Below are 23,921 nucleotides of genomic sequence, written 5' to 3' on the forward strand. Positions count from 1 at the left end.
GGCCTCAGTTCTGCGGCAGGGACTGCGGCGGGGTCAGCGGGTTGCCTTCCACCGGGACGACGGCGGCACCGTTGGAAAGCTTCAGCTGGCCTGACACCACGACGCGGTCGCCGGGGTTCAGGCCGCTGCGGATCTCCACCCGGTTGGCCAGACGGTCGCCGGTCCTCACCGCCTTGCGCTCCACCACCAGCTGCTCCTTGCCGTCCTGGCCCTGCTGCTGGGTCGCGACGAAGACGGAATCGCCGTAGACGGTGTAGTCCACCGCGGTTTCCGGCACGGTCAGGGTGTTGGGCTGCGGCGGCAGGACGACGCGGACATTGGCGAACATGCCCGGCCGCAGCAGGCGTTCACTGTTGTCCATGGTCGCCTGCACCCTCACCGCGCGGGTTTCGGCGCTGACCTGCGGCTCGATGGTGGTGATCTTCGCCCCGAAATCGCGGTCGGGCAGGGCATCGACGTTGATCAGCACGTCCTGGCCGACCGACAGCTTGGGAAAGGCCTGCTCCGGCAGGGTGAAGTTGATGTAGAGCTGCGACAGGTCGGTCAGCGTGACGATGGTGGCGCCGGGATTGACGTAATCGCCGACGTTGACCTGCCGGATGCCGAGATCGCCGTCGAAGGGCGCCTTGATCAGCTTCTGGCCGATCAGCGCGCTGGTGCGCTTCATGTTGGCGTTGATCTCGTCGAGCTGCGCCTGATACTGGTCGACGTTGCTCTGGGGCGTGGCCTGGCTGCGGCGCAGGTCGCGGAAGCGTTCCAGGTTCAGCTCCGCCAGACGCGCCTGGGCGCGCTGGGCCAGCAGATCGGCCTGCTCGGTGGCGTCGTTCAGCTGCACCAGCGGATCGCCGGCCTTGACGCGGGCGCCCGATTCGAAGGGGATTCGCTCCACCCGGCCCGCGACCTCGGGCGCGACCGTCACCTGACGGGCCGCCTGCAGCGTGCCGATGGCGGACAGGTATTTCGGCACCGTCTGCACCGTCGCCTCCGCCAAAGTCACCGGGGTGGGCGGCGGCTTGTTGTTGGCGAAGAAATCGGCGATGGCCTTGGCGCGGAAGGTGTTGAATCCGTACAGCGCGCCCCCCAGCAGCGCCAGCACCACCAGCATGATGATGATGCGCACGGTCAGCCGGCCGCGGGTGACGGGCTTGCGCGGGGGGCCGGGCGGCGGCGGCGGCGTGCCGCGGCCCGGCTCCGACGCCGGATGCCCGAACGACGTCTCGGTCTTTGGCGAATGATCCAGGGTCACGATCGGCTACTCCGCTCTCTCGGGTGTGGAATCGTCATTCTTTGATCCGCCGTTCGGCGGCGATGGGGGAGGGTGGAAAATCAGATGACCGCCCCGCTCCTGCTCGGCAATGGCCTCGTCGCGCAGGCCTAGCCCGCGAAGGATGAACCATGCGGTCCTCCGCGCCAGTTCGGGGCGGCCGCAGCTGTAGGGGACGACCGTCCCGCCGGACAGGCAGACGGTCGCCATCATCTCGCACAGATGCTCGGCGAGCCAGAGGCCGCTCTCCGCGTCGATCGGCCCCGGCTCCAGATCGCCGGCGGCGATGGCGGCGTCGATGGAGGCGGCGAAGCAGGGCAGGAACCGGCTGCGGATTCCCTCATAGACCTGCCGCATGAACTCGCCGTCCTCCAGCAGGCTGATGACCGACAGGCGCTGGCGCGCCCGTTCGTTGGGGTCGGCCGGGACCTCCATCACGAAATAGCCGACCAGCCCCTGGATCATCTGAACCAGCGTCGCGGTACCCGGCGGCAGGGCGATCAGCCGCTCGTATTCCGGGTCGCCGTCGATGCAGCTGAGGAAGATCGCCTCGTAGAGCGAGGCCTTGGACGGGAAATGCTTGAAGATCAGACCTTCGGACACGCCGGCGGCCTGGGCGATCTCCTTGGTGGTGGTCGCGGCGAAACCCTTGCGCGCGAAAAGCGGCAAGGCGGCATCGACGATGGCCCGCCGCCGCGCGCGGCTGTCCAGGCGTGGTGCCATGGGATGCGGTCTTTCAAAAGCTGGATAGGATAAAAGGAAGTGAGCGCACACTCACCTCAGTGGAGCGGTTTGTACACCGGCCCGCTGCTCTTGTCCATCGGCTGCGCGCCGTGGCGAAGCGCGGAGCTTCGCCCTCTGAAGCCTTACCCCTGGGGAGAGGGGAGGGAGGGTAAGGGGCATGCGCAGCGGGCACTCCGGGGATAGCCGGACTGTGGGACGCCCCACCACGGCGCTCTTCACAAGAAGTAGAATAATTGATATGTAAATCAACCCTTGCGGCGCCTATTCGCGCACTCTCTCCGAAACGGCATAAATGTGGGGAGTTAATATTATTTCCAGTGGAAACGACTGGAGTGCTCGCGTAAGCACGACTCACATAACGGGAATTTTTAAACGGCAAAACAACTTTTTCACCGGCGTATCCACCCTTGCCGGCGCGCTTGCCGGACGATTCAGGAGACGGAACGAATGACGGCCGAAGACCCCAGCAAGAGTCCGCCCTGCTTCGACTGCGCGACCAACGCCACCCAGCGGCTGGACGAGATGTTCATCGCCATGGGCCAGATGAAGCGGATCGCGCTGGGCCAGACGCCGGCGGAACGCGCGGTGTTCCGCAAGCTGCACGGCGCCGCCCATGGCCGGCTGGTGATGGATCCGAACCGGCCGGAGGCCCTGCGAGTCGGCGTCTTCGCCAGGGACGAGCTGCCGGCCTGGGTGCGCTTCTCCAGCGACACCGCCCCGACCTCGCCCGATCTGGGTTCGACGCTCGGCATCGGGCTGAAGGTCTGGGGCGTCGATGGGGTCAACGCGCTGGGCGAGACGGGCGACGTCGCCGACTTCATCATGCAGAACTTCCCGGTCTTCTTCGTCGATAACGCGGAGGAGATGTGCGAGTTCACCTATGCCGGCACGGTCCTGAAGGATTATCCGGGCTATCTCAGGAACCATCCGAAGACCGACGGCATCTTCAACGCCATGTCGGCGCAGGTGGACGGCAGCGTGCTGACCACCCAATATTGGGCGATCCTGCCCTTCGATTTCGGCCCCGACCACTATGCCAGATACTCGCTGGTGCCGGATTCGCGGCCGCCCGGCCATCCGGTGGTCGATGTGCCCTCCGACGACAAGAACTACCTCGCCACCGACCTCGCCAACCGGCTGCTGGACGACGAATACCGTTTCACCTTCCTGGTGCAGGCGGTGCCGAAAAGCGCCGGCTATCCGCTGGACAAGGCGACGGAGGAATGGCCGACCGACCAATACCCCTACCAGCCGGTGGCGACGCTGATCCTGCCGAAACAGGATGTCTGCGCCCGCGGTCAGGCGGAGTATGGCCAGGAGCTGGCCTTCAACATCTGGCGCACGCCGGTGGAGCAGACGCCGCAGGGCAGCATCGCCGCGGTGCGCAAGGTGGTCTACAGCCATGGCGCCGACGTCCGCCATCAGGCCAACGGCCAGCCGCTGGAGCAGCCGGCGAAGCCGCGCACCCAGGCGCCGCCGCTGCCGAAGGACGACTGCATCGTCAAGGCGGTGATCTATCCGCCCATCGGCATCGCCCGCATCGGCAACGCGCCGGAGGGGTATGTCGTCGGTCCCGAGGTGCCGAACCCCAAGCCGCTGATGGCCGGCGACGACCCGGCGCGGAACCCCTATCGTGACGCCGAAGGCCGGCTTCTGCCGCAGGCCGCGCGCTTCCGCATCTATGGCGTCAACGCCATGGGCCGCATCGTCCGCGAACTGACCGCCGCCGAAAGCGGCGCCGACATCACCTGGAAGGTCCATCTCGCCAACAAGAAGTCGGCCTGGTACGCCTTCCAGCTGGCGCTCGACATTCCCGAAGCGGCGTCGGCCGATCCGACGACCCTGCGCAACCCGACCGTCGCCGACCGCGAGGCGCTGGTGCTGGATGCCGGTGAAAATGCGATCCACGCCGGCCACGGCAAGCAGAGCCGCAAGTTGACCGCCGGCAAGTTCATGCACCAGGGCGAGCCGGTCTATCTCGGCCGCATGTGGTGCGAAGAGGGCGACCATCGCCTGCTGGCCACCGGCGGACGCGGCTTCTCCTCGTCCTGCAACGGCACCAAGGCGATCACCTTCGGCAACAACGAGGGCTGGCACGACGACACCTCCGACGGCCCGGTCGATGCGGTGGTCAAGCTGAACGGGATGGAACTGCCGGTCACCCCCGCCTGGATCGTCGTCGGCCCGCCGAATTACGGGCCGCAACGCAAGTCGGTCCGCACCATGTGGGATCTGATGCGCGACGTGGCGATCCGGGCCGGCACGCTGCCGAAGCCCGCCCGCCCGTCCTTCACCCACGACATCTACCCGGTGTTCGAACGGATGACCGGGCTGCAATGGGTCAATGCCGGCTTCGCCGCCGGGTTCGGCTGGAACTCCGCCAACGACTTCACCAAGCCGGAGTGGATCGCGCGGCTGAACGACCGGAGCCTCGCCAACCAGGAAACCCGGCGGGTGCTGAAGAACTCCTTCCGGCATGACGCGGTGGACAGCTGGTCGCCGACGCCCTGGCCCTGGGTCTATGGCGACGCGATGAACATCCCGCCGGCCCAGACGCCGCGCCAATACACCTCGCTGACCCAGACCCAGCTGGAGTTCCTCGATCAGTGGGTCGCCGGCGATTTCGACGACGACTGGGGCAAGGTTCCGGTCTACACCGACTTCGATCAGGTGCCGCTGGACGAGCAGGGCGAGGTGCTGACCCGCGCGGCGCTGGATTTCTGCCTCGCCGACGCCTTCCATCCCGGCTGCGAGATGACCTGGCCGGTCCGCGCCTCCACCATGTATATGGAACCGTTCCGCTTCGCCCATGCGCCCAAGGGCTGGGTGGAGCCGGGCATGGGCGCCATCCTGTCCAGCGACACCGTCACCATCTCCAACGGCCCGCTCTATGGCCAGCTTCCCGGCGGCATCACCCGCTGGATGGCGGTGCCGTGGCAGACCGATACCGGGAGCTGCCGCTCGGGCTACGATCCCGCCTACGATCCCAACGTCCCCACCTTCTGGCCGGCCCGCGTGCCGAACGAGGTTCTGACCCGCGAGAATTACCAGATCGTGATGGACGCGGCACAGCCGGCCCAGGCACGTCTGGCCGCCTTCGCCAACCGCGCCGCCTGGGTGGCGCCGCTGGGCACCACCAGCTACACCGACCAGATCAACAACATGATCCATCACTTCGACCATCTCGGCGTGGTGGAGGTCAATCCCGGCCCGACCGATCCGGAAGGGGCGAAGCTGTTCCCGCCGCTGATCGAGGTGGAGGACCAGCACATCCCGATCCCCGACGTGGACGACACGGTCGACACCAAGGCGGTCCGCGCCGCCCATCGCACCCTGTCCACCAAGGCGCCGGCTCCTACGGGCGGCGGTGCCGGACTGCGGGCGACCCAGCCGGTCGACCTCAGCCGGATCGACAAGGTCCGCCGCTTCCCGCGCGGGCTGCGATGATCCAAATCGGTCCGCCCGTAAGGGATAGGGCGGAGGCCGACGCAATGGCGCGTGCGGTCGGGGTGGATGCGGTCGTCGTCGGCGCAGGCCCGGCCGGCGCCACCTTCGCCCTCAATCTCGCGGCGATGCACCGGGTGCTGGTGCTGGACCGGCGGGCCGGCCCCGCCCTCCGCATCGGCGAATCGCTGGCCCCGGCGGCGCGCCGGCTGCTGCTCGACATGGATCTGTGGGACGCCTTCCTGGCGCAAGGCCATTCCCGCTGCCATGGCGGCCGGTCGGTCTGGGGTGGTCCGCAGCCGGTCGAGGCCGACAACCTGCGCGATCTCGACGGGCCGGGCTGGCATCTCGACCGTGGCCGCTTCGACGGCTGGCTGCGCCGGGTGGCGGCATCCCGCGGCGCCGTCCTGCAGATCCCGGCCCAGATGCTGTCGGTGGACAGGGCAGGGCAGGGCTGGCTGCTGGAGGTGGAAGCCGCCGGCCGCCGTCTTCCCGTCCACGCCCGCCTGCTGGTCGATGCCGGCGGGCGCGGTTCTCCGCTCGCCAAGCGCTTCGGCGCCCGGCGGGCGATCTCGGACCGGCTGGTCTGCGGCTGGGCCCATGGCCGTGACGCCCCCGGCCGCCAGTCCGGCGTGACCTGGATCGAGGCGGAACCGGACGGCTGGTGGTACAGCGCCCCGCTGCCCGAAGGGCGCCGGGTCGTCGCCTTCCATACCGACGCCGACCTGCCCGCCGCCGCCGATGCCCGCGACACCGCATCGCTGCTGCGCCGTCTGTCCAACTGCTCCGTCCTGTCGGAATCACTGACCGCCTGCGGCTTCGAAGCGGAGGGGCAGGGCGGCTTCTGCGCCGCCCACAGCAGCAGCCTGTCACCCGCCTCGGGCGAGGGCTGGCTGGCGATCGGCGACGCTGCGCTGGGCTTCGACCCGCTGTCGTCCCAGGGCATCTTCAACGCGCTCTACACCGGCCTCGCCGGGGCGGAGGCCGCCAACCGCCATCTCTCCGGCGATGCCGCGGCGCTGGCGGACTACGCCGCCGGCCTGGTGCCGATCCGCGACGCCTACCGCGCCCATCTGCGCGCCTGGTACGGGCTGGAGCGCCGCTGGCGGGACCGCCCGTTCTGGAGCCGTCGGCAGGCGGCCTGAACGGTCAGGCGCCGCTTTCCACCCCGTGCTCGACTTCGCCATCCATCCCGCCATCCGCCCCTTCCAGGATCGCGTCGATCTCCGCGCGCAGCCGCATCAGCCGGTCGCGGTTGTCGGGGTCGAGGAAGCGGCGCTGCTCGCGCACCACGGCGACGTCGCGCATGATGCGCTTCACGCTGGCCTGCAGGGAGCGCATCGCCTCCTTCGGACCGGGTTCCGGCGGGGTGGAGTCCGGGTCGGCTCCCGCGGCAGCCCCCTGGGCATGCTCGCGCTTGGCCTGACGCACCGCCTTGACGCTCGCCCCCTCCTTGGCACGCTCCCACAGCCCGGCGCGGAGTTCCGCCGGGGCGGCGGCGATCTCGATCATGACGGAACGCGAGACATGGACGTAAGCCGCCGCATACTCCTCCCGCATCTCCGCCGGCAGGCTCATGATCGCCAGCAGCTTGGTCACGTCGGTGCGGTCGCGCCCGACCACGGCGGCCAGCTCGTCATGGGTGTAGCCGTGCTTGTCGATCAGCCGGGCCAGCGCCGCCGCATATTCCACCGCGTTCAGGTCGACGCGCTGGACATTGTCGATCAGCCCGATCTCGTCCGGATCGCCGGAGGTCAGGATGGCGAAGACCGTCTTGCGGCCCAGCATCTCATGCGCGCGGACGCGGCGCTCGCCGCCGATCAGCAGATACTCGCCCTGGGGCAGCGGGCGGACCAGCACCGGGTTCTGCAGCCCGTGCCGCTCGATGGAGGAGGCCAGGCTGCGCAGTTCCGCCTCGTCGAAATGACGGCGCGGCTGGTCGGGGTTGCGGTGGACGCGGGCGAGGTCCAGCTCCACCACATGCGGGAAGCCGGCCGAGGTGCCGAACAGCCGGTCGCTGCCCACCGTCAGCCCGCCCGGCATGGCGCCGCCCGCCACGCCGCCCGGCTCGCCGGCGCCGCCCAGAAGCTCGCGGGTCTTGCGTTCGAACTTACGCGACATGCGGCAACTCCCGGCTCTGGGCATAGGCGCGGATCTGGCGCGCCACCTCGCGGAAGGTCTCGGCCCCCGGCGCCTTCGGATCGCCGGCCAGCGTGATCATGCCGGCCGCCGCCGCCTTGCCGTAGACGGTGGCGCGTGGGATCGGCGCGAAGACCGGCACCTGATCGGCGTAGGATTCGTGCAGTTCCTGCAGCGTGGCGCGGTCCTGGGTCAGCCGGTCGTTGTACATGGTCGGGATGATGCCGGCGATGCGCAGGCCGGGGTTCACCCGGCGGCGGATGCGGCCGATGGTGTCGACCAGCCGCTTGACGCCCAGCAGGGCCAGCGCCTCCGTCTGCACCGGCACCACCACCAGCTCCGCCGCCGACAGCGCGTTGGCGGTCACCAGCCCCAAATTCGGCGCGCAATCCATCACCACGAAATCATAGGCGCGGCGCACCTCGTCCAGCTTCTCCCGCAGGATCAGCCCGCCGGTGGAATCCGCCGCCAGCTCCACGTCGGCGTCGGCCAGCGACAGCCCGGCGGGAACGAGGTCCAATCCGCGCTCCGCCGTCGGCATGATGACCGAGGTCAGCGGTTCCTCCGAGCGCAGCACATAATAGAGTGTCTTGCGCTGCTGCTCCAAAGCGACGATGGCGGCGTTGCCGATGCCGACATGAACGGTGGCGTTGCTCTGCGAATCGCAATCGATCAGCAGAACCCGCGCCCCGCCCTCCGTCAGGGCATAGGCGAGGTTCACCGCGGTGGCGGTCTTGCCGACGCCGCCCTTCTGGTTGGCGATCGCCAGATACGTCGCGGCGCGGGGACGCTCGTCCGCCTTGTGGCGGGTCAGGAAATCGACCAGCTGCTGCGGGATCCGCTCCGCCCCGCTTTCCCAGCGGCTGATCCGCGCCTTGGTATAGCTGCGGCCAAGCTGCGCGTTCAGCCATTCGGCGAACTGCGTCTGGTTCTCCCCGCGACGTTCGCGCAGCTGGCGCATCTCGTCGCCCCCGATCGACAGCATTCCCGTCATTCCCCCTCGACTCCGGTCCCGGTGTGGACGGCCACATCGGTGAGCGGAGTCTGAGCAAGTTGCCGGAACTTTGTCAATGGAGGGCGCGTCAAGTTGCAACAACAGGCGAGGCGCCGGACCGGCGCCCGCCCGCCGGCCTCACTCCTCCGCTTCGGCCAGCTGGTTGATCCGGGGCACGACCAGGACCTTGTCGATGCGGCGCCCGTCCATGTCCACCACTTCGAAGCGGGCACCGTTCCAGTCGAAGCTCTCGCCCGCCTGCGGCACATGGCCCAGGCGGTACAGCATCAGCCCGGCCACCGTGTGGAAGTCGCCGGCATCGCGAAGTCCGCGCAGGCCGACCTTGTCCTCGAACTCGTCCACCGGCATCCAGCCTTCCACCAGCCAGGAGCCGTCCTCGCGCCGGATCGCCGCGGTTTCCACCACCTCGCCGGCCTCCGGCAGGTCGCCGGCGATGATCTCGAGAATGTCGGTGAGCGTGACCAGCCCCTCGATGCAGCCATACTCGTCCACCACCATCGCCAGATGGTGGCCCGAGTTCTTCATCAGGTCGAGCAGCTTCAGGATCGGCGTCCCGTCATGCACCACCAGCGGTTTGCCGGCCCCGGCCTCCAGGTCGAAGGGGCGGCCCTGGACGACCGCGCCCAGCAGGTCGCGGGTGTGAACGACACCGACCAGCTCGTCCAGCACGCCGCGGCACACCGGATAGCGCGAATGGCTCCCGGTGCGGATCGTCTCCAGCAGTTCGGCCTGCGGCTTGCCCAGATCGAGCCACGCGACGTCCGGGCGGGGGATCATGATGCTGCGCACCGTGCGGTCGGCCAGCCGCAGCACGCCGTCGATCATCTCCTTCTCGGCCGGGGCGAAGACGCCGGCCTGCGTTCCCTCGGAGATCATCGAGCGGACCTCCTCCTCGGTCACCGTCTCCTCGCGCGCTCCATGCAGGCCGAGCAGGCGCAGCAGCAGGTCGGTGGAGGCGCCGAGCAGCCAGACGAAGGGCGCGGCGATGCGGGACAGCATGCGCATGGGCGGCGCGATCAGGGAGGCGACCCGTTCCGGGTTCTTCAGGGCGATGCGCTTGGGAATCAGTTCGCCCAGCACGATGGACAGATAGGTGATCACCACCAGGACGCCGCCGACGCCGAGGATCTCGCCCTTCCCGGCCAGAATGGGAAAGCCGTTCAGCCACTGGGCCACCCGGTCGCCCAGCGTGGCGCCGCCATAGGCGCCGGCGACGACGCCCACCAGCGTGATGCCGATCTGGACGGTGCTGAGGAAGCGGCTCGGCTCCTCGATCAGCCGCAACGCCGTCCGGGCTCCCCGGTCTCCCTGATCGGCCAGATGCTGCAGCCGGGCTCTCCGCGAGGAGACGACGGCGAGTTCGGACATGGCGAACACCCCGTTGAGGAGCGTCAACGCCACGATGATGGCGATCTCGAAGGAGAGCATCTAAGGGATCCCTGAAGAGGTGGGCATGACAAATGGCACGGCTGGCGCCCTGTGGCGCCCCGCGTTCGACGGGACCGGTAAATGAGACAAAGCGATCAGCCACGGCATGGGCTGTTCGCCGGAAATAAAAGGAAGAGACGGCAGCTTGAAGCGCGTCAGGGCTCGGCCGCCTGGGGGCGGCCGGATCGTCCATGCAGGAAGACTGGATATGCCGCGGACGACCGGAGATCCGACCCCCCGCGGCCGTCTGGGGCCGCTTGGCGAACTGTTCATCGGGTCCCCGCCTGCCGGGCAGGGCTGCTCCATCCTGATTACACGCTGCCGGTGATGTAGTAAGAGCCTCGCTGTTTGCAAGGGGCGCCGGATGTCGCGCTGCGTGTGGGGATCACGGTGTGGGGATCACGCGCTTCGCCCGGCCTTGTCGGCCGGCAAGGCCGTGGACCGCAATTCGGTGAAAACACGGCTGATCTCGGGAAAGCGCTCCTTCATTCTGCGGTCGATGCGCGCGAGCGCCATTTCCACCTCGCCCGCGCTCACCTCGTCCCGCAAATCGAGGCTGAGATTGACGATCACCACCTCGGGGCCGAGATGGGTGGTCAGCACCTCGTTGACGCGCTCGATGATGTGTTCATCCCGCAGCAGGGCGCGCACCCCTTGCACCAGATCCGGACGGGCCGATTCGCCGATCAGCAGGCTCTTCGTCTCATAGGCGAGGAATCCGGCGGTGGCCGCCAGCACCAGCCCGATCAGCACCGACCCGATGCCGTCGAAGACCGGCTGGTCCAGCAGCAGGTCGGCGGACAGGCAGGCGGCGGCGATGATCAGGCCGACCAGGGCGGCGCTGTCCTCGAACAGCACCATGAATATGGTGGGATCCTTGCTGGCCTGGACGGTCTCGATCACGCCGGCCCTCCCGCGGCGGGCATTGAAGGCGCGCAGCGCCACCAGCCAGCTGACCCCCTCCATCACCACGGCGATGCCCAGCACGACGAAGTTGATCCAGGGCGATTCGACCGGCTGGGGGTGCAGGATCTTCTCCACCCCTTCATAGACCGAAACCACGGCCCCGCCGGCGAAGATCACCAGCGCCACGACGAAGGTCCAGAAATACAGCTCGCGCGCGTAGCCGAAGGGGTGGCTGTCGTCGGGCGGCTTCCGCGACCGCTTCAGCCCGACCAGCATCAGCGCCTCGTTTCCGCTGTCGACCAGGGAATGCACCGCCTCGCTCAACATCGACGAGCTGCCGGTCAGGAAAGCAGCCACGAACTTGGTCACGGTGATCGCCAGATTGGCGGCGATGGCTGCAAGGACCACCTTGCCGGACTCCGCCGCCGACTTGCCCACCGAGGTGGTCATCGCACCCTGCGCCATCGTTCCCCCCGCCAAAGCAGCCCCGTGGGCAAACAACTCCGCCGCTCCCGCACCGTTCCGCGGAACAGGGGCACCTGAACCTTGGTGACGCACCGATGGTCTCCGACGGGGTGGAGAGCCCCCGGAGTTTGAACTTTGGTGACGCTCCCATCCGGGCCGACTCGGCGTGACTCCTGAACTTTGGTGACGCTGGAAAGCCTGTGGCTTTGAACTTTGGTGACGCCGAGGGCCCGGAATCGACTCGACCGGCCATTTGAACTTTGGTGACGCCCGGCTGCCGGAAGGCCCATAAGCGACCGCAGGAACCGGAAAGCCCACATCAACTCTTCCCGGCGTCATCCCCGCCTTAGCCGGGACAACGGGTAAGTCATTGAATTCAAACATTCCAGTGATGTGCCCATCCACGATGGGAACGCTGTGGCGAACCCCCGCCCACCTGACGACATCCCATCACGCCGTCCAAAAGGCCGCTTCCCTTACCTGCCGGGATCCTTGAACTTTGGTGACGCCCACAACGAATCAGCAGGTCCGAGTCCCTCGACTCGCCTGTCGAGGCGTCACCAAGGTTCAAGTCAGCAAGTTCTCGAACCCAGCGAGTCGTCCACAGGCACCCTGGTTTTCCCCATGAACTCTGGTGACGCCATCCTTGAACTGTGGTGACGCGACTCGGACTTATCCCCTGAACCTTGGTGACGAATCTAATAGTTGGTTCCAAATAGCTTCCAATTAGCCTGCGTCACCAAGGTTCAAATTGCCTTCGGCGCGATCCCGAGTGTTGTATCTGGCAGGTTCGGTCATCGGCTGTCACAGGATGCCAGCGGAGACCAGGAGCGGGAGGGCGGCATGGGTACCATTCATCGTTTGATCGAGACTCACGGCCGCGACGGCGCACTGGCCCTCGTTTCGGACGAGGAACGGCCGCTGATCGACATCGCCGCTGCGGTCCAGGCCGCGGAAAACGGCAAGCTCGGCATCACCTATGCCGGATTCTGCCAGACGGCGCTGCCACATCGCCAGCTTCCCGACGACCAGCATTGGGAACGGCCGGGCCACAAGGTCAAGCTGGTGATCCAACCCGGCGTTATCGAGGACCGCAACGGCGTCACCCGCCGAATCGGCGTGCCCTATGGCAGCCGGGCGCGGATGATCCTGCTCTATCTCCAGACCCGCGCCATCCAGACCGGCAATCCGGAGGTGGAGCTTGGCGGTTCCATGCATGACTGGCTGAAGCGGATGGACATTCCGATCTGCGGCAAGGCCTATCGCGATGTCGAGGATCAGGCGGCGCGGCTGTCCGCCTGCCATCTCACCTTCTTCACCGATGCCGACGGCGGACGGCGGCAGAGCAAGGAATCGATCGTCGCCGACGCCATCCAGCTGCGCCGGCCCGACGACCGCCAGGGAACCCTGTTCACCGAGACGGTGCGGCTCAGCGACAGCTTCTTCAAGGCCCTGCGCGAACACCCGGTTCCGGTGGCGGAAGAGGCGCTGAAGGCGATCAGCGGCAAGTCGATGGCGCTCGACGTCTATATCTGGCTCGCCTATCGGCTGCATTCGCTGGAAAAGCCGACGCCGATCACCTGGGCGGCGCTGCACGGCCAGTTCGGCGCCGGTTACGCCCTGGTCCGCCAGTTCAAGACCAAGTTCATCCCGAACCTGAAATACGCCATGGCGGCCTATCCCGACGCCCGCGTCGAGGAATCGGGCGAAGGGCTGATCCTCTACCCCTCGCGCCCGCCGATCAACGAGCGGGTGATGGCCCGCATCGCCTGATTGCACCGCTGAACTCTGGTGACGGCGGGCGAATCCGGCCTTGAACTCTGGTGACGCTTCGATCTCCAAAGTGCCCGTCACCAGAGTTCAGGATTCCAACAGTCAGGCCTTCGCCTTTCCGAACATTCGCAGCGGCGGATTTCGACCCCAGGCTTATCCTCTTGCCCGGTTTTTGTGATAGGAATTGTTGCCTGCCACGGAATCGAGGGCAAGCGCGTGTCCAACCGGGCTTCATCGTCCCCGCTGTTATCGCCCTACGACAATCCCGGTCTCGAATTGAACGGTGAAACAGGCCTGCATTCCTGTTTCATGCCGTTTCAAATGTTCCATTCCCCCTCCGCCTCGATGGCGGCGAAAGGGGACCGGCCGCTATGCCCGGCCACCGGAGGCGTCCCGCAAAGCGCTGCGCGGCGCCGTCCCGTTCAGCCCATCGACGCCGGTCTGCACCGCACGGGCAAGCGCGGTGCGGGCCAGCACCACCAGCAGGTCGGTCTGGGTGACCATGCCGAGAACCCGGCGGTTCTGGTCGACGATCACCACGTCATGGGTGCGTCCGTCCGACAGGCGGCCCAGCAGGCGGAAGACCGGCGTATCCGGCAGTTCGACCGTCGCCGGGGCCATGACGCTGGCGACGCGGGCGCCGCTGCGGCCGGTGTCGCCATGCGACAGCTGCTCGTGTCCGACGATGCCGACCACGGTGTTCCGGGCATCCACCACCGGCAGGGTGCGGAAGCCATGTTCCAGCAGGCGGGCGCGGGCCAGCTGCGGATGGGTGTCCAGCGTGACCGAGATTACATCGCGGGACATGATGTCCCGGCAGCTGATGTCGGCATGCAGGCGTTCCAGCGCATGCAGCTCGGCATTGACCAGCAGGGCGCTCAGATCCTCGCGGCTGACGTCCAGCGTCTCGGCCAGCCGGCGCAGCGCGACGTCCACGTCGCCCTGGGTCAGGCCGGGGCGCAGCTGCGGCGGCGGATCGCTGGTGCGGTGGGGGTTGACCGCCTTGTGCGGATAGCGGTGGCCGGACAGCCGGTGGAACATCAACCCGGCGATCAGCAGCAGGATGGAGTTCACCGCGACGGGGAAGAAGGCGAACTTGATCCCCATCTCCGTCACCGCCGGCCCGCCCAGCACCGCGGTCAGGGCGGCGGCTCCGCCCGGCGGATGGAGGCAGCGGGTCAGCGACATCGTGGCGATGGCCAGCGCCACCGCGGCGCCGCCGGCCAGCATCGGGTCGGGGATGACGGCGGCGACCAGCACCCCGACGAGGGCCGACAGCGTGTTGCCGCCGACGATCGACCAGGGCTGCGCCAGCGGGCTGGCCGGCACGGCGAACAGCAGCACCGCCGACGCCCCCATCGGCGCAACCAGCACCGGCGCGCTGGACATGTAGCTCAACATGTTGCGGCAGAGCAGCCCGGTGGCGGCGATGCCCAGCAGCGCGCCGCAGCAGGCGATCATGCGGTCGCGCAGCGTGGCGCCGGGCAGGATCGGCCTGAACACACGATCTCCCCATCCCGCCAGGCGCTCGCGCAGGGCGGCAAACTTTCCCCTCGTCATACGGTCCCCGTCCCCCTGATTACCCGATCGGCACTTTGCCCATCCGGGCAGCAAAGTTGGGGCAGGCTAAAACCTCAACACAACTTGAGGTCAAGCGGAAACGGCGTCACACTGGCGGGGCAGGGTTGCGGGAAAGAGGGGGCCGGGATGCTGTCGCCGGAGGAGTATGACAAGGATCTGACGGTGGGGGAGGTGGCGCGCCGGTCCGGCGTCGCGGTCTCGACCATCCATTTCTACGAGGCGCAGGGGCTGATCCGCAGCTGGCGCAATTCCGGCAACCAGCGCCGCTTCTCCCGCGACGTGCTGCGGCGGGTGGCGGTGATCAAGGTGGCGCAGCGGCTGGGCATCTCGCTCGCGTCCATCGCCGACGCGCTGAACGCCCTGCCGGAGGACCGCACCCCGACCACGGACGACTGGCAACGGATGTCGGAGCGCTGGCGGCGGGAGCTGGACGAGCGCATCGCCAAGCTGACGAAGCTGCGCGACAATCTCGACGGCTGCATCGGCTGCGGCTGCCTGTCGATCCGCGACTGCCCGCTGCGCAACCCGTGGGACGAGCTGGGGGATGGCGGCGCCGGGCCGCGTCTTCTCGATCCGTCCTGAGGATCGCGGCCCGGCACCGCCCTATGGCGTCAGTCCACCGTCAGGGTCAGGCTGCCCATGGTGCCGTAACGGGCGACCGACCGGCTGCCGGGCTGGACGAAGACGGTGCCGGTGCAGGAACCGGTGGTCACCACCTCGCCGGCATGCAGGCCGCCGAAGCTGCGGGCGCCGACATTGGCCATCCACACCAGCAGCCGCACCGGGTCGCCGGCGCTGTTGCCGCCGACCGTCTCCATCCTGGTCTCGCCGTCGACCTCCAGCGTCACCGCCTCCGAGAGCGGATCGAGGGCGCGCCAGTCGGCGATCGCCGGACCGACGATCAGCGCACCGTGGTTGAACTGGTCCGCCATGTGGCTGAGCCTGTCCTGGCTGCCGAAGCCGGTGAAGCGGGTATCGACGATCTCCCAGGCCGGATGGACGGAGGCGACGGCGTCCAGAACCTCGTCCCGCGTATAGGGCTGTTCACGTGCCGCCAGGTCGCTGCCGAAGCGGTAGGCGATCTCCGCCTCCACCCCGATGACCTGGAACATGTTGGCCGGCAGATGGCCGGTGTTCTCGAAGACGGTGGCGGCGTTGATCGGCGCGCGGAAGGGCTCGGCATCGGGCGTGGCCGCGCCGACCTTCCAGGCGGTGACGGGGCCGAGGCGGCGGGCGACGGCGTCCTGGATCGCATAGGCCTCGGCCTCGTCGGCGGGGCGGTTGTCCAGCGCGCTCAGCCATTTGCGGGTCTCGCGTGCCGCGATCAGGGCCTCGACGGTATCGGTCATGACAGGTCTCTGTGGTGGATGGAGGGGGGAGGGGCGCCGCAGGAATCGCGGACGATCAGCCGGCTCGGCAGGATGATCCGTTCGGGCGGGCCCTGCGGGTCGGCGATGCGGCGCAGGAGCAGGCGGGCGGCTTCCTGCCCGATCCGCCTTGCGGAGGTGGCGACGGTGGTGAGCGCCGGGCGGCTGAGCGCGGCCTCCGGCACGTCGTCGAAGCCGGTGACGGCCAGATCGCGGCCGGCCCTGAGGCCCCGCGCCTCCAGCCCCAGCATCAGCCCCAGCGCCACCACGTCGTTGTAGCACAAGGCCGCCGTCGGGGCCGCCATAGGGGCCGGCAACCGATTGAGCAGGTCATCCGCCGCCTCGGCGCCCGACCGCCGGGTCAGTGGACAGCGCAGGACCAGATCGTCCGGCAGTCCATGCCGCCGCATCGCCGCGGTGAAGCCGGCATGGCGCGCCGCGTAGGCGGAATGGTCCAGTGTCCCGCCGACGAAGGCGATCCGGCTGTGCCCCAGCGCGACCAGATGGTCGACCGCCGTCTCCACACCCGCCCGGTAGTCCGCCCCGGCATAGTCGCGTCCGCGATCGGAGACGAAGCGCAGGGCCTGCACGCAGGGCAGCCGCCAGCGGTCCAGCCGGTCCAAAAGCTCGCCTTGCGTTCCGGCGGCGGGGCAGAGGATCACCCCGTCGACATTGTGTTCGCGCATCCGCCGCAGGAAACGCTCCTGCCGTTCCGGCTGCTCGGCGGTGTTGGCGATGAAGGCGACGAAGCCCTCGGCGTCCAGCACATCGTCCACCCCCGCCGTCAGCTCGGCATAGAAGGGGTTGCTCAGTTCGCAGACCAACAGCCCGACGGTCTGGGTGCGGGCGGCGCGCAGGGTGGCGGCGCCCCGGTTGTAGATGTAACCGAGCGCCGCCATGGCGCCCTGCACCCGCTCCCGCGTCTCCGCCGCCACCAGCGGGCTGCCGCGCAGCACCAGCGACACGGTCGAGCGCGACACCCCGGCATGGCCGGCGACCTCCGTCAGGGTGATGCGGCCGTTACCCGGCTTGCTGCCGTCGGGCGGCTTGGCCAAGATGGCGGAGCCTCACACGACGGCGGTCGGCAGCGGCCGGCCGGCGAAGAAGGCCTCCAGATTGTCCAGCACCAGCCGGCCCATCGCCATGCGCGTCTCCACCGTGGCGCTGGCCTGATGCGGCTGCAGAACGACGTTGTCGAGGCCGTAGAATCCTTCCGGCACGTTGGGCTCGTCGGCGAAGACGTCCAGCCCGGCCCCGCCGATCCGGCCCTCGGTCAATGCCGCCAGCAGCTCCGGCTCGTCCACCACGCTGCCGCGGGCGACGTTGACCAGGATGCCGTCGGGGCCGAGCGCGTCCAGCAGCTCGCGGCCCACCATGTTGCGCGAGTCCGGCCCCGCCGACGCCGCGACCACCAGGATGTCGCTCTCCCGCGCCAGATCGGCCGGCGAGGCGACGAAGCGGTAGGGCACGCCCTCGCGCGGCTTGCGGTTGGTGTAGGCGATGGACATGCCGAAGGCTTCGGCGCGCCTGGCGATGGCCTCGCCGATGCGGCCCAGCCCCAGCACGCCCAGCCGCTTGCCGCTGACCTTGCGGGCGAGCGGCAGCTTGCCCGTCGGCCACTGCCCGGCCCGGACGAAGCGATCGCCCACCGCCATGCGGCGCGACGTTGCGATCAGCAGCCCGATGGCGAGGTCCGCAACGTCATCGGTCAGCACGTCGGGCGTGTTGGTGACGCGCACGCCGCGGCCGCGGCAATGCTCCAGATCGACCGCATCGGTGCCGACGCCGTTGATGGCGACGATTCCCAGCTTGGGCAGGGCGTCGACGACGGCGTTCTTCACGCCGGTTCCGCCGCCGGTGACGACGGCGTGCACCCGGTCGGCCAGTTCGGCGACCAGCCGGTCGCGGTCAGGCGCGGCGGACAGGCGGTGGACGGTGTAGGCCGCGTCCAGCGCCTGCTCGATGGCGGGCATCATCGGTTCGACGAGGAGGATTTCGGGCTTCATCACGACTGTCCTTGGTGGGGGATTGGTCCTCGGCGGGCCGGAATCCGGCCGGGGAAGCTTCGCGTCCATTCCGATCTCGGCGCGGTCCATGAGGATCACGCGACGCGCCTTTGTCCGTCGCCGGTCCATCCGGGAGCAATCCCCCGGAACGCGATTTCCTTCGCTGTCTGGTTTCCTTCGCTGTCCTGCCGCCCTGCATGCTTTGCGGCAGGCTATTTGGATCGATCCAAATACGCAACGGGAATTGAGAAGAGTCATTACAATTCGTGTATCAGACTTTTGGCAGGTGCCTGGATGGAGAACGGCGAAACCTTCCATTGCGGCCGGATGTTTCATCGGTTGCCGGCAAGCCTCACCCGGCTTGTCCGCAGCCCGAAGGGTTCCGTCCGCCATGACCGCCAGACAAAGCGCTGCTCCCGATTCCGCGCCAGGGAATGCCATGGTGAGCAGTCTCGTGCCCGCCCGGATGGACCGGCTGCCTTGGGCCCGCTTCCACTGGATGGTCGTGGTGGGGCTGGGCGTCAGCTGGATCCTGGACGGCATCGAAATCCAGCTGATCTCGGCCTCCGGCTACAAGGAAAGCCTGGGCATGTCGAGTGCCGAGGTCGGGCTCGCCGGGACCATCTATCTTATGGGGCAGGTGGTCGGCGCGCTCGTCTTCGGGCGGCTGACCGACCGCTGGGGGCGCAAGCGGCTGTTCATCACCACGCTGGCGATCTACCTGATCGCGTCCGGCATCGCCGGGTTCGCCTGGACGCCGTGGTTCCTCTATCTCTGGCGCTTCGTCGCCGGGATGGGGATCGGCGGCGAATATGCCGCCATCAACTCCGCAATCGACGAGCTGATTCCCGCCCGCTACCGCGGCCGCGTCGACATCGCCATCAACGGCACCTACTGGGGCGGCGCGATGATCGGCGCCGTCGGCAGCGTCTTTCTTCTCGACCACTCCCTGGTCCCGGAGGATCTCGGCTGGCGGATCGCCTTCTTCATCGGCCCGCTTCTGGGGCTGGCCATCATCCATCTGCGCCGATTCATCCCGGAGAGCCCGCGCTGGATGGTCACCCACGGCATGGAGGCGGAGGCCGAGCGCATCGTCGACGGCATCGAGGCCAGCGTTCGCGACCAGGGAAAGACGCTGCCGCCGGTCGATCCGCGGCGGGCCATGTCCATCATCCCCGAGGATTCCGTGTCCTACGCCCAGCTTGTGGACGTCTTCTTCCGGCAATATCCGTCCCGCACCTTCCTGGGCGTGACGATGATGGTCACGCAATCCTTCCTCTACAACGCGATCTTCTTCACCTACGCCCTCGTCCTTCAGAATTTCTATCACCTCGACCCGTCGCAGACGGCGCTCTATTTCTTCCCCTTCGCCGCCGGCAACCTGATCGGGCCGCTGCTGCTGGGGCCGCTGTTCGACACGGTGGGGCGGCGGCGGATGATCTTCGGCACCTATCTGCTGGCGGGAACGGTGCTGCTGGCCTCTGCCATCCTGTTCCGGCAGGGAGTGCTGACGGCGGACACGCACACTGTCTTCTGGTGCGTCTCCTTCTTCTTCGCCTCGGCGGGCGCGTCCTCGGCCTATCTGACGGTCAGCGAGATCTTCCCGCTGGAGGTGCGCGCGCAGGCCATCTCCTATTTCTTCGCCATCGCCCAGGTGGTGGGCTCCACCGGGCCCCTGCTGTTCGGCTGGCTGGTGGGGGAGGGTACGGAGCGCGACCCGCTGTTCTGGGGCTATGTGCTGGGGTCGGTGGTGATGATGTTCGGCGGCGTGGTCGCCCTGATCTACGGCGTCGATGCCGAAGGCAAGGGGCTGGAGGAGATCGCCGAACCCCTGACCAAGGCCGACCGCGACCGCGGGGTGGGAGAGGAGGCGGCGGAAACGATCTGACCGCCGCCGCGGCTCATCCGGGAGCCATGTTTCCGGTCGCGCGGGCGCCGTTCAGGAACAGCCGCACCGCCTGCCGGACATAGCGGTCGAGGTCGGGGATGGCCGGGGCGCTCTGCGGCAGGATCAGGCGGCGCACCAGCAGGTTGCCGGTGACCATGCCCAGGAAGGCCTGGGCGGCCACGGCCGGATCCTCGATCTTCAAGGTGCCGTTGTCCGACAGGCGTTGCAGATACTCGGCAAGGCGGCGGATGGCGTTTTCCGGGCCGATGCGGAAAAAGGCCTCGGCGATGTCCGGCACGCGGTCGCCTTCGGAAATCAGGATGCGGACCGTGCCGGTGGTTTCCTCGTTCAGCAGGGCCTTGACCAGATGCAGGGCGAAGGCGGTCAGCCCGGCCTCCGGCGTGACGCGGTCGTCGGCCTGGGCCGGGGCGAGGCCGGAGAGGATCATGGCGTTGTCCTCCTCCATGATCGCGCGGAACAGGCCTTCCTTGTCGCCGAAATGCTCGTACAGCGTGGCGCGGGAACCGCCGGCCACGGCGATGATGTCGCTGAGCGTCGTCTTCTCGAAGCCCTTCTCGATGAACAGGCGCCGGGCCGCGGTCAGGATCGCCTGCCGGCGCGCCAGTCCGCGTGGTCCGCAGGTGGCGGGCCCAGCCGGCGGCGGCCCGGCGGCTCCGGCGGCGACATCGGCCTTGTGGCTGCTGTTCGTCATGATGTGCTTTCCTCCGGCACGGCGGTGCCCGCGTCCGGTCTGATTGTTCGTTCCACGCCGTTGCGCCCGCGCCATTGCAGAACGTCTGTACCGGAAGGAGGGGTCGGCGCGATCTGCAAAAAAGACGCAGGCCCCCCCTCCTTCGGCAGCGTCATCGCGACAGCAGGATCGGGGTGTTCGCCTTCGCCATAACCGTCCGGGTCGTCCCGCCGAAGACGAACTCGCTGATCCGCGGCCGGCCGTAGGCGCCCATAACCAGCAGATCGGCATCGACCGTGCGTGCATGGTCCAGCAGCACGGTGCCGGCATCGGTGCCGGGGCGCTGTTCCAGCACCACCTCGACCCCGTTGCGGGCCAGATGGCGGGACATGTCGGCTCCCGGATCGCCGCCGAGCAGGCCGTTCGGGCGCGCTTCGGGCACCACGACCAGATGCACCACGTCTGCCGCGGTCAGGAAGGGCATCGCGAGCGCGATGGAGGTCGCCGCCTCGCGGCTGCCGTTCCAGCCGACGACGATGCGCCGCCCGATGCGGTGCGACGGCCAGCCCGCCGGCAGAAGCAGGGTGGGGCGGCCGGAAGCGAAGATCACATCCTCCGACAGGCTGAGCATCCGCGCCGGCCGGGTCGGCCGCAGCGGCGGGCCGACGATGGCGAGGCTGGCATGGCGGGCATGGAGCATCAGCGACTCGCCATCCTCATGGTCGGACAGGCGCCATTCACCGCTGATGCCCGTGTCGGCGACGATGCGGTCGAACAGCGTCCGTGCCTCCGTCGCGGCGTTGCGGGTGGTGGTGTGATGCTGGCGCAGCATGGCTTCCAATGCGCCGCCGCGGGCGAAGCCGCTGCCGGGGGTCAGCTCCAGCCGGTTGGCGACGAAGGTGGCGATCAGATGCGCCTGCCAGTTTTGCGCCAGGGCGGCGGCGTAGGCGAGCCGGCCCGCCCGCTCCTCGTCCGCCTCGATGAAAACGACGATGTCCTTCGGCATTCCTGATGGCAGTCCGGGGGGCATTCAACGGGCCTCTTGCTTGGCGGTTGGTTCGGGAGCGTGGTCGGGGCGCGGTGCCGTCAGGCGGCCGGCAGGGGCAAGGGCGGGGGCAAGGGCGGGGACGGCGCGGCGCCGCGCAGGAACAGGCGGACGCAGGCGCGCACATAAGCCTCCACCGCAGGCATGTCGACCGGGCGGTCGGGCAGGATCAGCCGCTCCATCAGGAGGTTGCCGGTCACCATGCCGCAGAAGGCCTGCGCCGCCGCATCGGCGTCGGCGACGCGGATCCGTCCCGCCTCGGCCAGTTCGCGCAGGCAGCCGGCGATCCGCTCGCGCGTGCGCTCCGGCCCGACGCGGAAGAAGGTCTCGACGATGTCGGGAACGCGTGCGCCCTCGGAAATCAGCGTGCGCAGGATCGCCGTCGTCTGCGGCTCCGTCAGCGCATGCATGATGTGCAGAGCGATGCGGACCAGCCGCTCCTCCGGGTCGGCGAACTGCTCTGAACCGGTGCCGGCGGCATCTGGGGCGGCGGCATCCAAGGCGAGGGTGTCCGGCGCCATGTCGTCGAGAACCTGGGCGCAATGCTCCTCCATCATGGCGCGGAACAGGCCGTCCTTGTCGCCGAAATGGGCATAGAGGGTCGTGCGCGACCCGCCGGCGAGCCGCAGCACATCGGTGAGCGACGTTCCGGCATAGCCCTTCTCGACGAACAGCACCGCCGCGGCATCCAGCAGCGCCCGGCAGCGCGCATGGCCGCGGGTGCCCGTTCCGGCGCCGTATTCCACCCCCCTTGTCTCCAGCCCCGTATCGGGCATTGCGGAACCCCCTTGCGCGCTGCAGCATTCTGAATGTATCGTCTGGTACACTGTACTGTATGAGACAGTACTAAGCAACGGGGATGTGCCGGTCCACCCGCAGCCCGCACCGAAGGCCGGGGCAAAGCCCGGCCGTAGCAGGGAGACGGGACCGCAGACGCGCGGCGCCGAGACGAGGAAAGAGATGTTCAGATCCAACTCATTCATGACGCTGGCCGCGGCGGCTGCGCTGATTGCGGTGCTCGCGGGCTGCAACCAGCAGAAGCAGGCGGCAGGCCAGCCCCCGGCCGGCGGTCCGCCGGAGGTGTCGGTCATCACCATCGGGCCGCAGCCCCTGACCGTGACGACCGAGCTGCCGGGACGCACCGCCGCCTACCGGGTGGCTGAAATCCGCCCGCAGGTCAGCGGCATCGTGCTGAAGCGCCTGTTCCGCGAGGGCAGCGAAGTCAAGGCCGGCGACCAGCTCTACCAGATCGATCCCGCCATCTACGAGGCGGCGCTGGCGAGCGCCCAGGCCGATGTGCAGAAGGCGGAAGCGAACCTGCAGGCCGCGCGCAACAAGGCCGGACGTTATGGCGACCTCGTGAAGAACAGCGTGGTCAGCAAGCAGGATTTCGACGACGTCCAGGCCACGCTGAAACAGGCCGAGGCGCAGCTGGCCGCCGCGAAGGCCGCCTACAACCTCGCCAACATCAACCTCAGCTACACCAAGGTTTTCGCGCCGATCTCCGGCCGCATCGGCAAGTCGGCGGTCACCGAAGGCGCGCTGGTCACCGCCAGCCAGGCGACGGCGCTGGCGACCATCCAGCAGTTCGACCCGATCTATGTCGACGTGACGCAGACCGCCTCGCAGCTGATGAAGCTGCGCGAGGATATGGCGACCGGCCGCATCCGCCCGGCCGAACCCGGCAAGATCCCGGTGACGCTGTTCCTGAACAGCAACGGCGACAACACCCCCTATCCGGCGAAGGGCGAACTCCAGTTCTCCGACGTGACGGTGGATGCCGGAACCAGCTCCGTCCAGCTGCGCGCCGTCTTCCCCAACCCGAACAAGGAACTGCTGCCAGGCCTGTTCGTGCGTGCCCGCGTGGAGCAGGGCGTCGCCGAGAACGCCATCACCGTGCCGCAGGCGGCGGTCAGCCGCGGACCGGACGGCAGCGCCCGCGTCTGGGTGGTGGGCGCCGACAACAAGGCGGCCCAGCGCACGATCAAGACCGAACGGGCGGTCGGCAATCTCTGGCTGGTGTCGGACGGGCTGGCCGCCGGCGAGCAGGTGGTCGTCGAAGGACTGCAGAAGGTCAAGCCGGGTGCCGAGGTGAAGCCGGTGCCGGCGCAGAACGCCCTTGCGGCGCTGCCTGAACAGGCCGCTTCGGCCCGCTGATCCAGGAT

Annotated in this window: 19 protein-coding genes; 6 read left to right on the plus strand and 13 right to left on the minus strand. The window is 68.4% G+C overall.

Annotated features, from left to right (window positions below; all coding sequences use genetic code 11):
• Window positions 1–4: 4 nt before the first annotated feature.
• Both DM194_RS26280 and DM194_RS26285 read right to left on the minus strand, forming a co-directional pair.
• Window positions 5–1,246: an efflux RND transporter periplasmic adaptor subunit gene (locus DM194_RS26280; RefSeq protein WP_246024642.1), complete on the minus strand. Its 1,242-nt coding sequence runs from the start codon at window positions 1,244–1,246 to the stop codon at window positions 5–7.
• Between the two features lie 6 nt (window positions 1,247–1,252).
• The gene (locus DM194_RS26285) at window positions 1,253–1,987 is read right to left on the minus strand and encodes a TetR/AcrR family transcriptional regulator (RefSeq protein ID WP_111070580.1); all 735 of its coding nucleotides are present in this window, start codon (window positions 1,985–1,987) and stop codon (window positions 1,253–1,255) included.
• Between the two features lie 468 nt (window positions 1,988–2,455).
• Here DM194_RS26285 and DM194_RS26290 point away from each other — a divergent pair, with 468 nt between their 5' ends.
• Both DM194_RS26290 and DM194_RS26295 read left to right on the plus strand, forming a co-directional pair.
• Window positions 2,456–5,455, plus strand: coding sequence for a LodA/GoxA family CTQ-dependent oxidase (locus DM194_RS26290; RefSeq protein ID WP_111070581.1), 3,000 nt, complete (start codon window positions 2,456–2,458; stop codon window positions 5,453–5,455).
• Window positions 5,456–5,499: 44 nt separating this feature from the next.
• Complete coding sequence (locus DM194_RS26295; protein ID WP_111070582.1) at window positions 5,500–6,597, plus strand: NAD(P)/FAD-dependent oxidoreductase; 1,098 nt, start codon at window positions 5,500–5,502, stop codon at window positions 6,595–6,597.
• A gap of 4 nt (window positions 6,598–6,601) precedes the next feature.
• On the opposite strand, the gene DM194_RS26300 is transcribed toward DM194_RS26295, so the two are convergent.
• The 4 genes from DM194_RS26300 to DM194_RS26315 all read right to left on the minus strand — a co-directional run bounded on the left by DM194_RS26300 (window position 6,602) and on the right by DM194_RS26315 (window position 11,405).
• Window positions 6,602–7,573 carry a ParB/RepB/Spo0J family partition protein gene (locus DM194_RS26300; protein WP_111070583.1) on the minus strand — a complete coding sequence of 324 codons (972 nt, stop codon included), beginning with the start codon at window positions 7,571–7,573 and terminating at the stop codon, window positions 6,602–6,604.
• Window positions 7,563–8,576 carry an AAA family ATPase gene (locus tag DM194_RS26305; protein WP_246024643.1) on the minus strand — a complete coding sequence of 338 codons (1,014 nt, stop codon included), beginning with the start codon at window positions 8,574–8,576 and terminating at the stop codon, window positions 7,563–7,565. Before DM194_RS26305 ends, DM194_RS26300 begins: the two co-directional genes overlap by 11 nt.
• 147 nt (window positions 8,577–8,723) lie before the next feature.
• Window positions 8,724–10,034 (minus strand): hemolysin family protein, encoded by a 1,311-nt coding sequence (locus tag DM194_RS26310; protein WP_111070585.1) that lies wholly within the window; start codon window positions 10,032–10,034, stop codon window positions 8,724–8,726.
• A 399-nt stretch (window positions 10,035–10,433) separates the two neighbouring features.
• A complete protein-coding gene (locus tag DM194_RS26315) occupies window positions 10,434–11,405 on the minus strand; it encodes a cation diffusion facilitator family transporter (protein ID WP_111070586.1) in 972 nt (323 codons plus the stop codon).
• Between the two features lie 843 nt (window positions 11,406–12,248).
• On the opposite strand from DM194_RS26315, the gene DM194_RS26320 reads away from it, so the two are divergent.
• A complete protein-coding gene (locus DM194_RS26320) occupies window positions 12,249–13,178 on the plus strand; it encodes a replication protein RepA (protein ID WP_111070587.1) in 930 nt (309 codons plus the stop codon).
• A gap of 369 nt (window positions 13,179–13,547) precedes the next feature.
• On the opposite strand, the gene DM194_RS26325 is transcribed toward DM194_RS26320, so the two are convergent.
• Complete coding sequence (locus DM194_RS26325; RefSeq protein ID WP_111070588.1) at window positions 13,548–14,738, minus strand: HPP family protein; 1,191 nt, start codon at window positions 14,736–14,738, stop codon at window positions 13,548–13,550.
• A 147-nt stretch (window positions 14,739–14,885) separates the two neighbouring features.
• Between DM194_RS26325 and soxR the strand changes: the two genes are divergently transcribed.
• Window positions 14,886–15,341, plus strand: coding sequence for a redox-sensitive transcriptional activator SoxR (gene soxR / locus DM194_RS26330; RefSeq protein ID WP_111070589.1), 456 nt, complete (start codon window positions 14,886–14,888; stop codon window positions 15,339–15,341).
• A 29-nt stretch (window positions 15,342–15,370) separates the two neighbouring features.
• Here the strand turns inward: soxR and DM194_RS26335 are convergent, their stop codons facing one another.
• The 3 genes from DM194_RS26335 to DM194_RS26345 are packed head-to-tail and all read right to left on the minus strand — an operon-like array spanning window position 15,371 to window position 18,132.
• Window positions 15,371–16,108: a 2-keto-4-pentenoate hydratase gene (locus DM194_RS26335; RefSeq protein WP_111070590.1), complete on the minus strand. Its 738-nt coding sequence runs from the start codon at window positions 16,106–16,108 to the stop codon at window positions 15,371–15,373.
• Window positions 16,105–17,181 (minus strand): LacI family DNA-binding transcriptional regulator, encoded by a 1,077-nt coding sequence (locus DM194_RS26340; protein ID WP_111070591.1) that lies wholly within the window; start codon window positions 17,179–17,181, stop codon window positions 16,105–16,107. Before DM194_RS26340 ends, DM194_RS26335 begins: the two co-directional genes overlap by 4 nt.
• 12 nt (window positions 17,182–17,193) lie before the next feature.
• Entirely contained in the window at window positions 17,194–18,132 is a 939-nt protein-coding gene (locus DM194_RS26345; RefSeq protein ID WP_111070592.1) for a 2-hydroxyacid dehydrogenase, read from the minus strand.
• A gap of 391 nt (window positions 18,133–18,523) precedes the next feature.
• Here DM194_RS26345 and DM194_RS26350 point away from each other — a divergent pair, with 391 nt between their 5' ends.
• On the plus strand, window positions 18,524–20,020 hold the full coding sequence (locus tag DM194_RS26350; RefSeq protein WP_111070593.1) for an MFS transporter: 1,497 nt from the start codon (window positions 18,524–18,526) through the stop codon (window positions 20,018–20,020).
• Between the two features lie 13 nt (window positions 20,021–20,033).
• Here DM194_RS26350 and DM194_RS26355 read toward each other — a convergent pair whose 3' ends face one another.
• The 3 genes from DM194_RS26355 to DM194_RS26365 all read right to left on the minus strand — a co-directional run bounded on the left by DM194_RS26355 (window position 20,034) and on the right by DM194_RS26365 (window position 22,532).
• The gene (locus tag DM194_RS26355) at window positions 20,034–20,732 is read right to left on the minus strand and encodes a TetR/AcrR family transcriptional regulator (protein WP_111070594.1); all 699 of its coding nucleotides are present in this window, start codon (window positions 20,730–20,732) and stop codon (window positions 20,034–20,036) included.
• Window positions 20,733–20,883: 151 nt separating this feature from the next.
• A complete protein-coding gene (locus DM194_RS26360) occupies window positions 20,884–21,741 on the minus strand; it encodes a universal stress protein (protein ID WP_246024645.1) in 858 nt (285 codons plus the stop codon).
• Between the two features lie 56 nt (window positions 21,742–21,797).
• Window positions 21,798–22,532, minus strand: coding sequence for a TetR/AcrR family transcriptional regulator (locus DM194_RS26365; RefSeq protein WP_111070596.1), 735 nt, complete (start codon window positions 22,530–22,532; stop codon window positions 21,798–21,800).
• Between the two features lie 184 nt (window positions 22,533–22,716).
• On the opposite strand from DM194_RS26365, the gene DM194_RS26370 reads away from it, so the two are divergent.
• A complete protein-coding gene (locus tag DM194_RS26370; protein WP_111070597.1) occupies window positions 22,717–23,913 on the plus strand; it encodes an efflux RND transporter periplasmic adaptor subunit in 1,197 nt (398 codons plus the stop codon).
• Window positions 23,914–23,921 lie beyond the last annotated feature (8 nt).

The sequence above is a fragment of the Azospirillum ramasamyi genome (assembly GCF_003233655.1).
GTDB classification, from domain to species: Bacteria; Pseudomonadota; Alphaproteobacteria; order Azospirillales; family Azospirillaceae; genus Azospirillum; species Azospirillum ramasamyi.

Bases quoted from the DNA above. Each gene is read 5' to 3' on its own strand.
- DM194_RS26285 (WP_111070580.1), bottom strand. From the start codon at position 1,987: ATGGCACCACGCCTGGACAGCCGCGCGCGGCGGCGGGCCATCGTCGAT.
- DM194_RS26290 (WP_111070581.1), top strand. From the start codon at position 2,456: ATGACGGCCGAAGACCCCAGCAAGAGTCCGCCCTGCTTCGACTGCGCG.
- DM194_RS26295 (WP_111070582.1), top strand. From the start codon at position 5,500: ATGGCGCGTGCGGTCGGGGTGGATGCGGTCGTCGTCGGCGCAGGCCCG.
- DM194_RS26300 (WP_111070583.1), bottom strand. From the start codon at position 7,573: ATGTCGCGTAAGTTCGAACGCAAGACCCGCGAGCTTCTGGGCGGCGCC.
- DM194_RS26305 (WP_246024643.1), bottom strand. From the start codon at position 8,576: ATGCTGTCGATCGGGGGCGACGAGATGCGCCAGCTGCGCGAACGTCGC.
- DM194_RS26310 (WP_111070585.1), bottom strand. From the start codon at position 10,034: ATGCTCTCCTTCGAGATCGCCATCATCGTGGCGTTGACGCTCCTCAAC.
- DM194_RS26315 (WP_111070586.1), bottom strand. From the start codon at position 11,405: ATGGCGCAGGGTGCGATGACCACCTCGGTGGGCAAGTCGGCGGCGGAG.
- DM194_RS26320 (WP_111070587.1), top strand. From the start codon at position 12,249: ATGGGTACCATTCATCGTTTGATCGAGACTCACGGCCGCGACGGCGCA.
- DM194_RS26325 (WP_111070588.1), bottom strand. From the start codon at position 14,738: ATGACGAGGGGAAAGTTTGCCGCCCTGCGCGAGCGCCTGGCGGGATGG.
- soxR (WP_111070589.1), top strand. From the start codon at position 14,886: ATGCTGTCGCCGGAGGAGTATGACAAGGATCTGACGGTGGGGGAGGTG.
- DM194_RS26335 (WP_111070590.1), bottom strand. From the start codon at position 16,108: ATGACCGATACCGTCGAGGCCCTGATCGCGGCACGCGAGACCCGCAAA.
- DM194_RS26345 (WP_111070592.1), bottom strand. From the start codon at position 18,132: ATGAAGCCCGAAATCCTCCTCGTCGAACCGATGATGCCCGCCATCGAG.
- DM194_RS26350 (WP_111070593.1), top strand. From the start codon at position 18,524: ATGACCGCCAGACAAAGCGCTGCTCCCGATTCCGCGCCAGGGAATGCC.
- DM194_RS26355 (WP_111070594.1), bottom strand. From the start codon at position 20,732: ATGACGAACAGCAGCCACAAGGCCGATGTCGCCGCCGGAGCCGCCGGG.
- DM194_RS26360 (WP_246024645.1), bottom strand. From the start codon at position 21,741: ATGCCCCCCGGACTGCCATCAGGAATGCCGAAGGACATCGTCGTTTTC.
- DM194_RS26365 (WP_111070596.1), bottom strand. From the start codon at position 22,532: ATGCCCGATACGGGGCTGGAGACAAGGGGGGTGGAATACGGCGCCGGA.
- DM194_RS26370 (WP_111070597.1), top strand. From the start codon at position 22,717: ATGTTCAGATCCAACTCATTCATGACGCTGGCCGCGGCGGCTGCGCTG.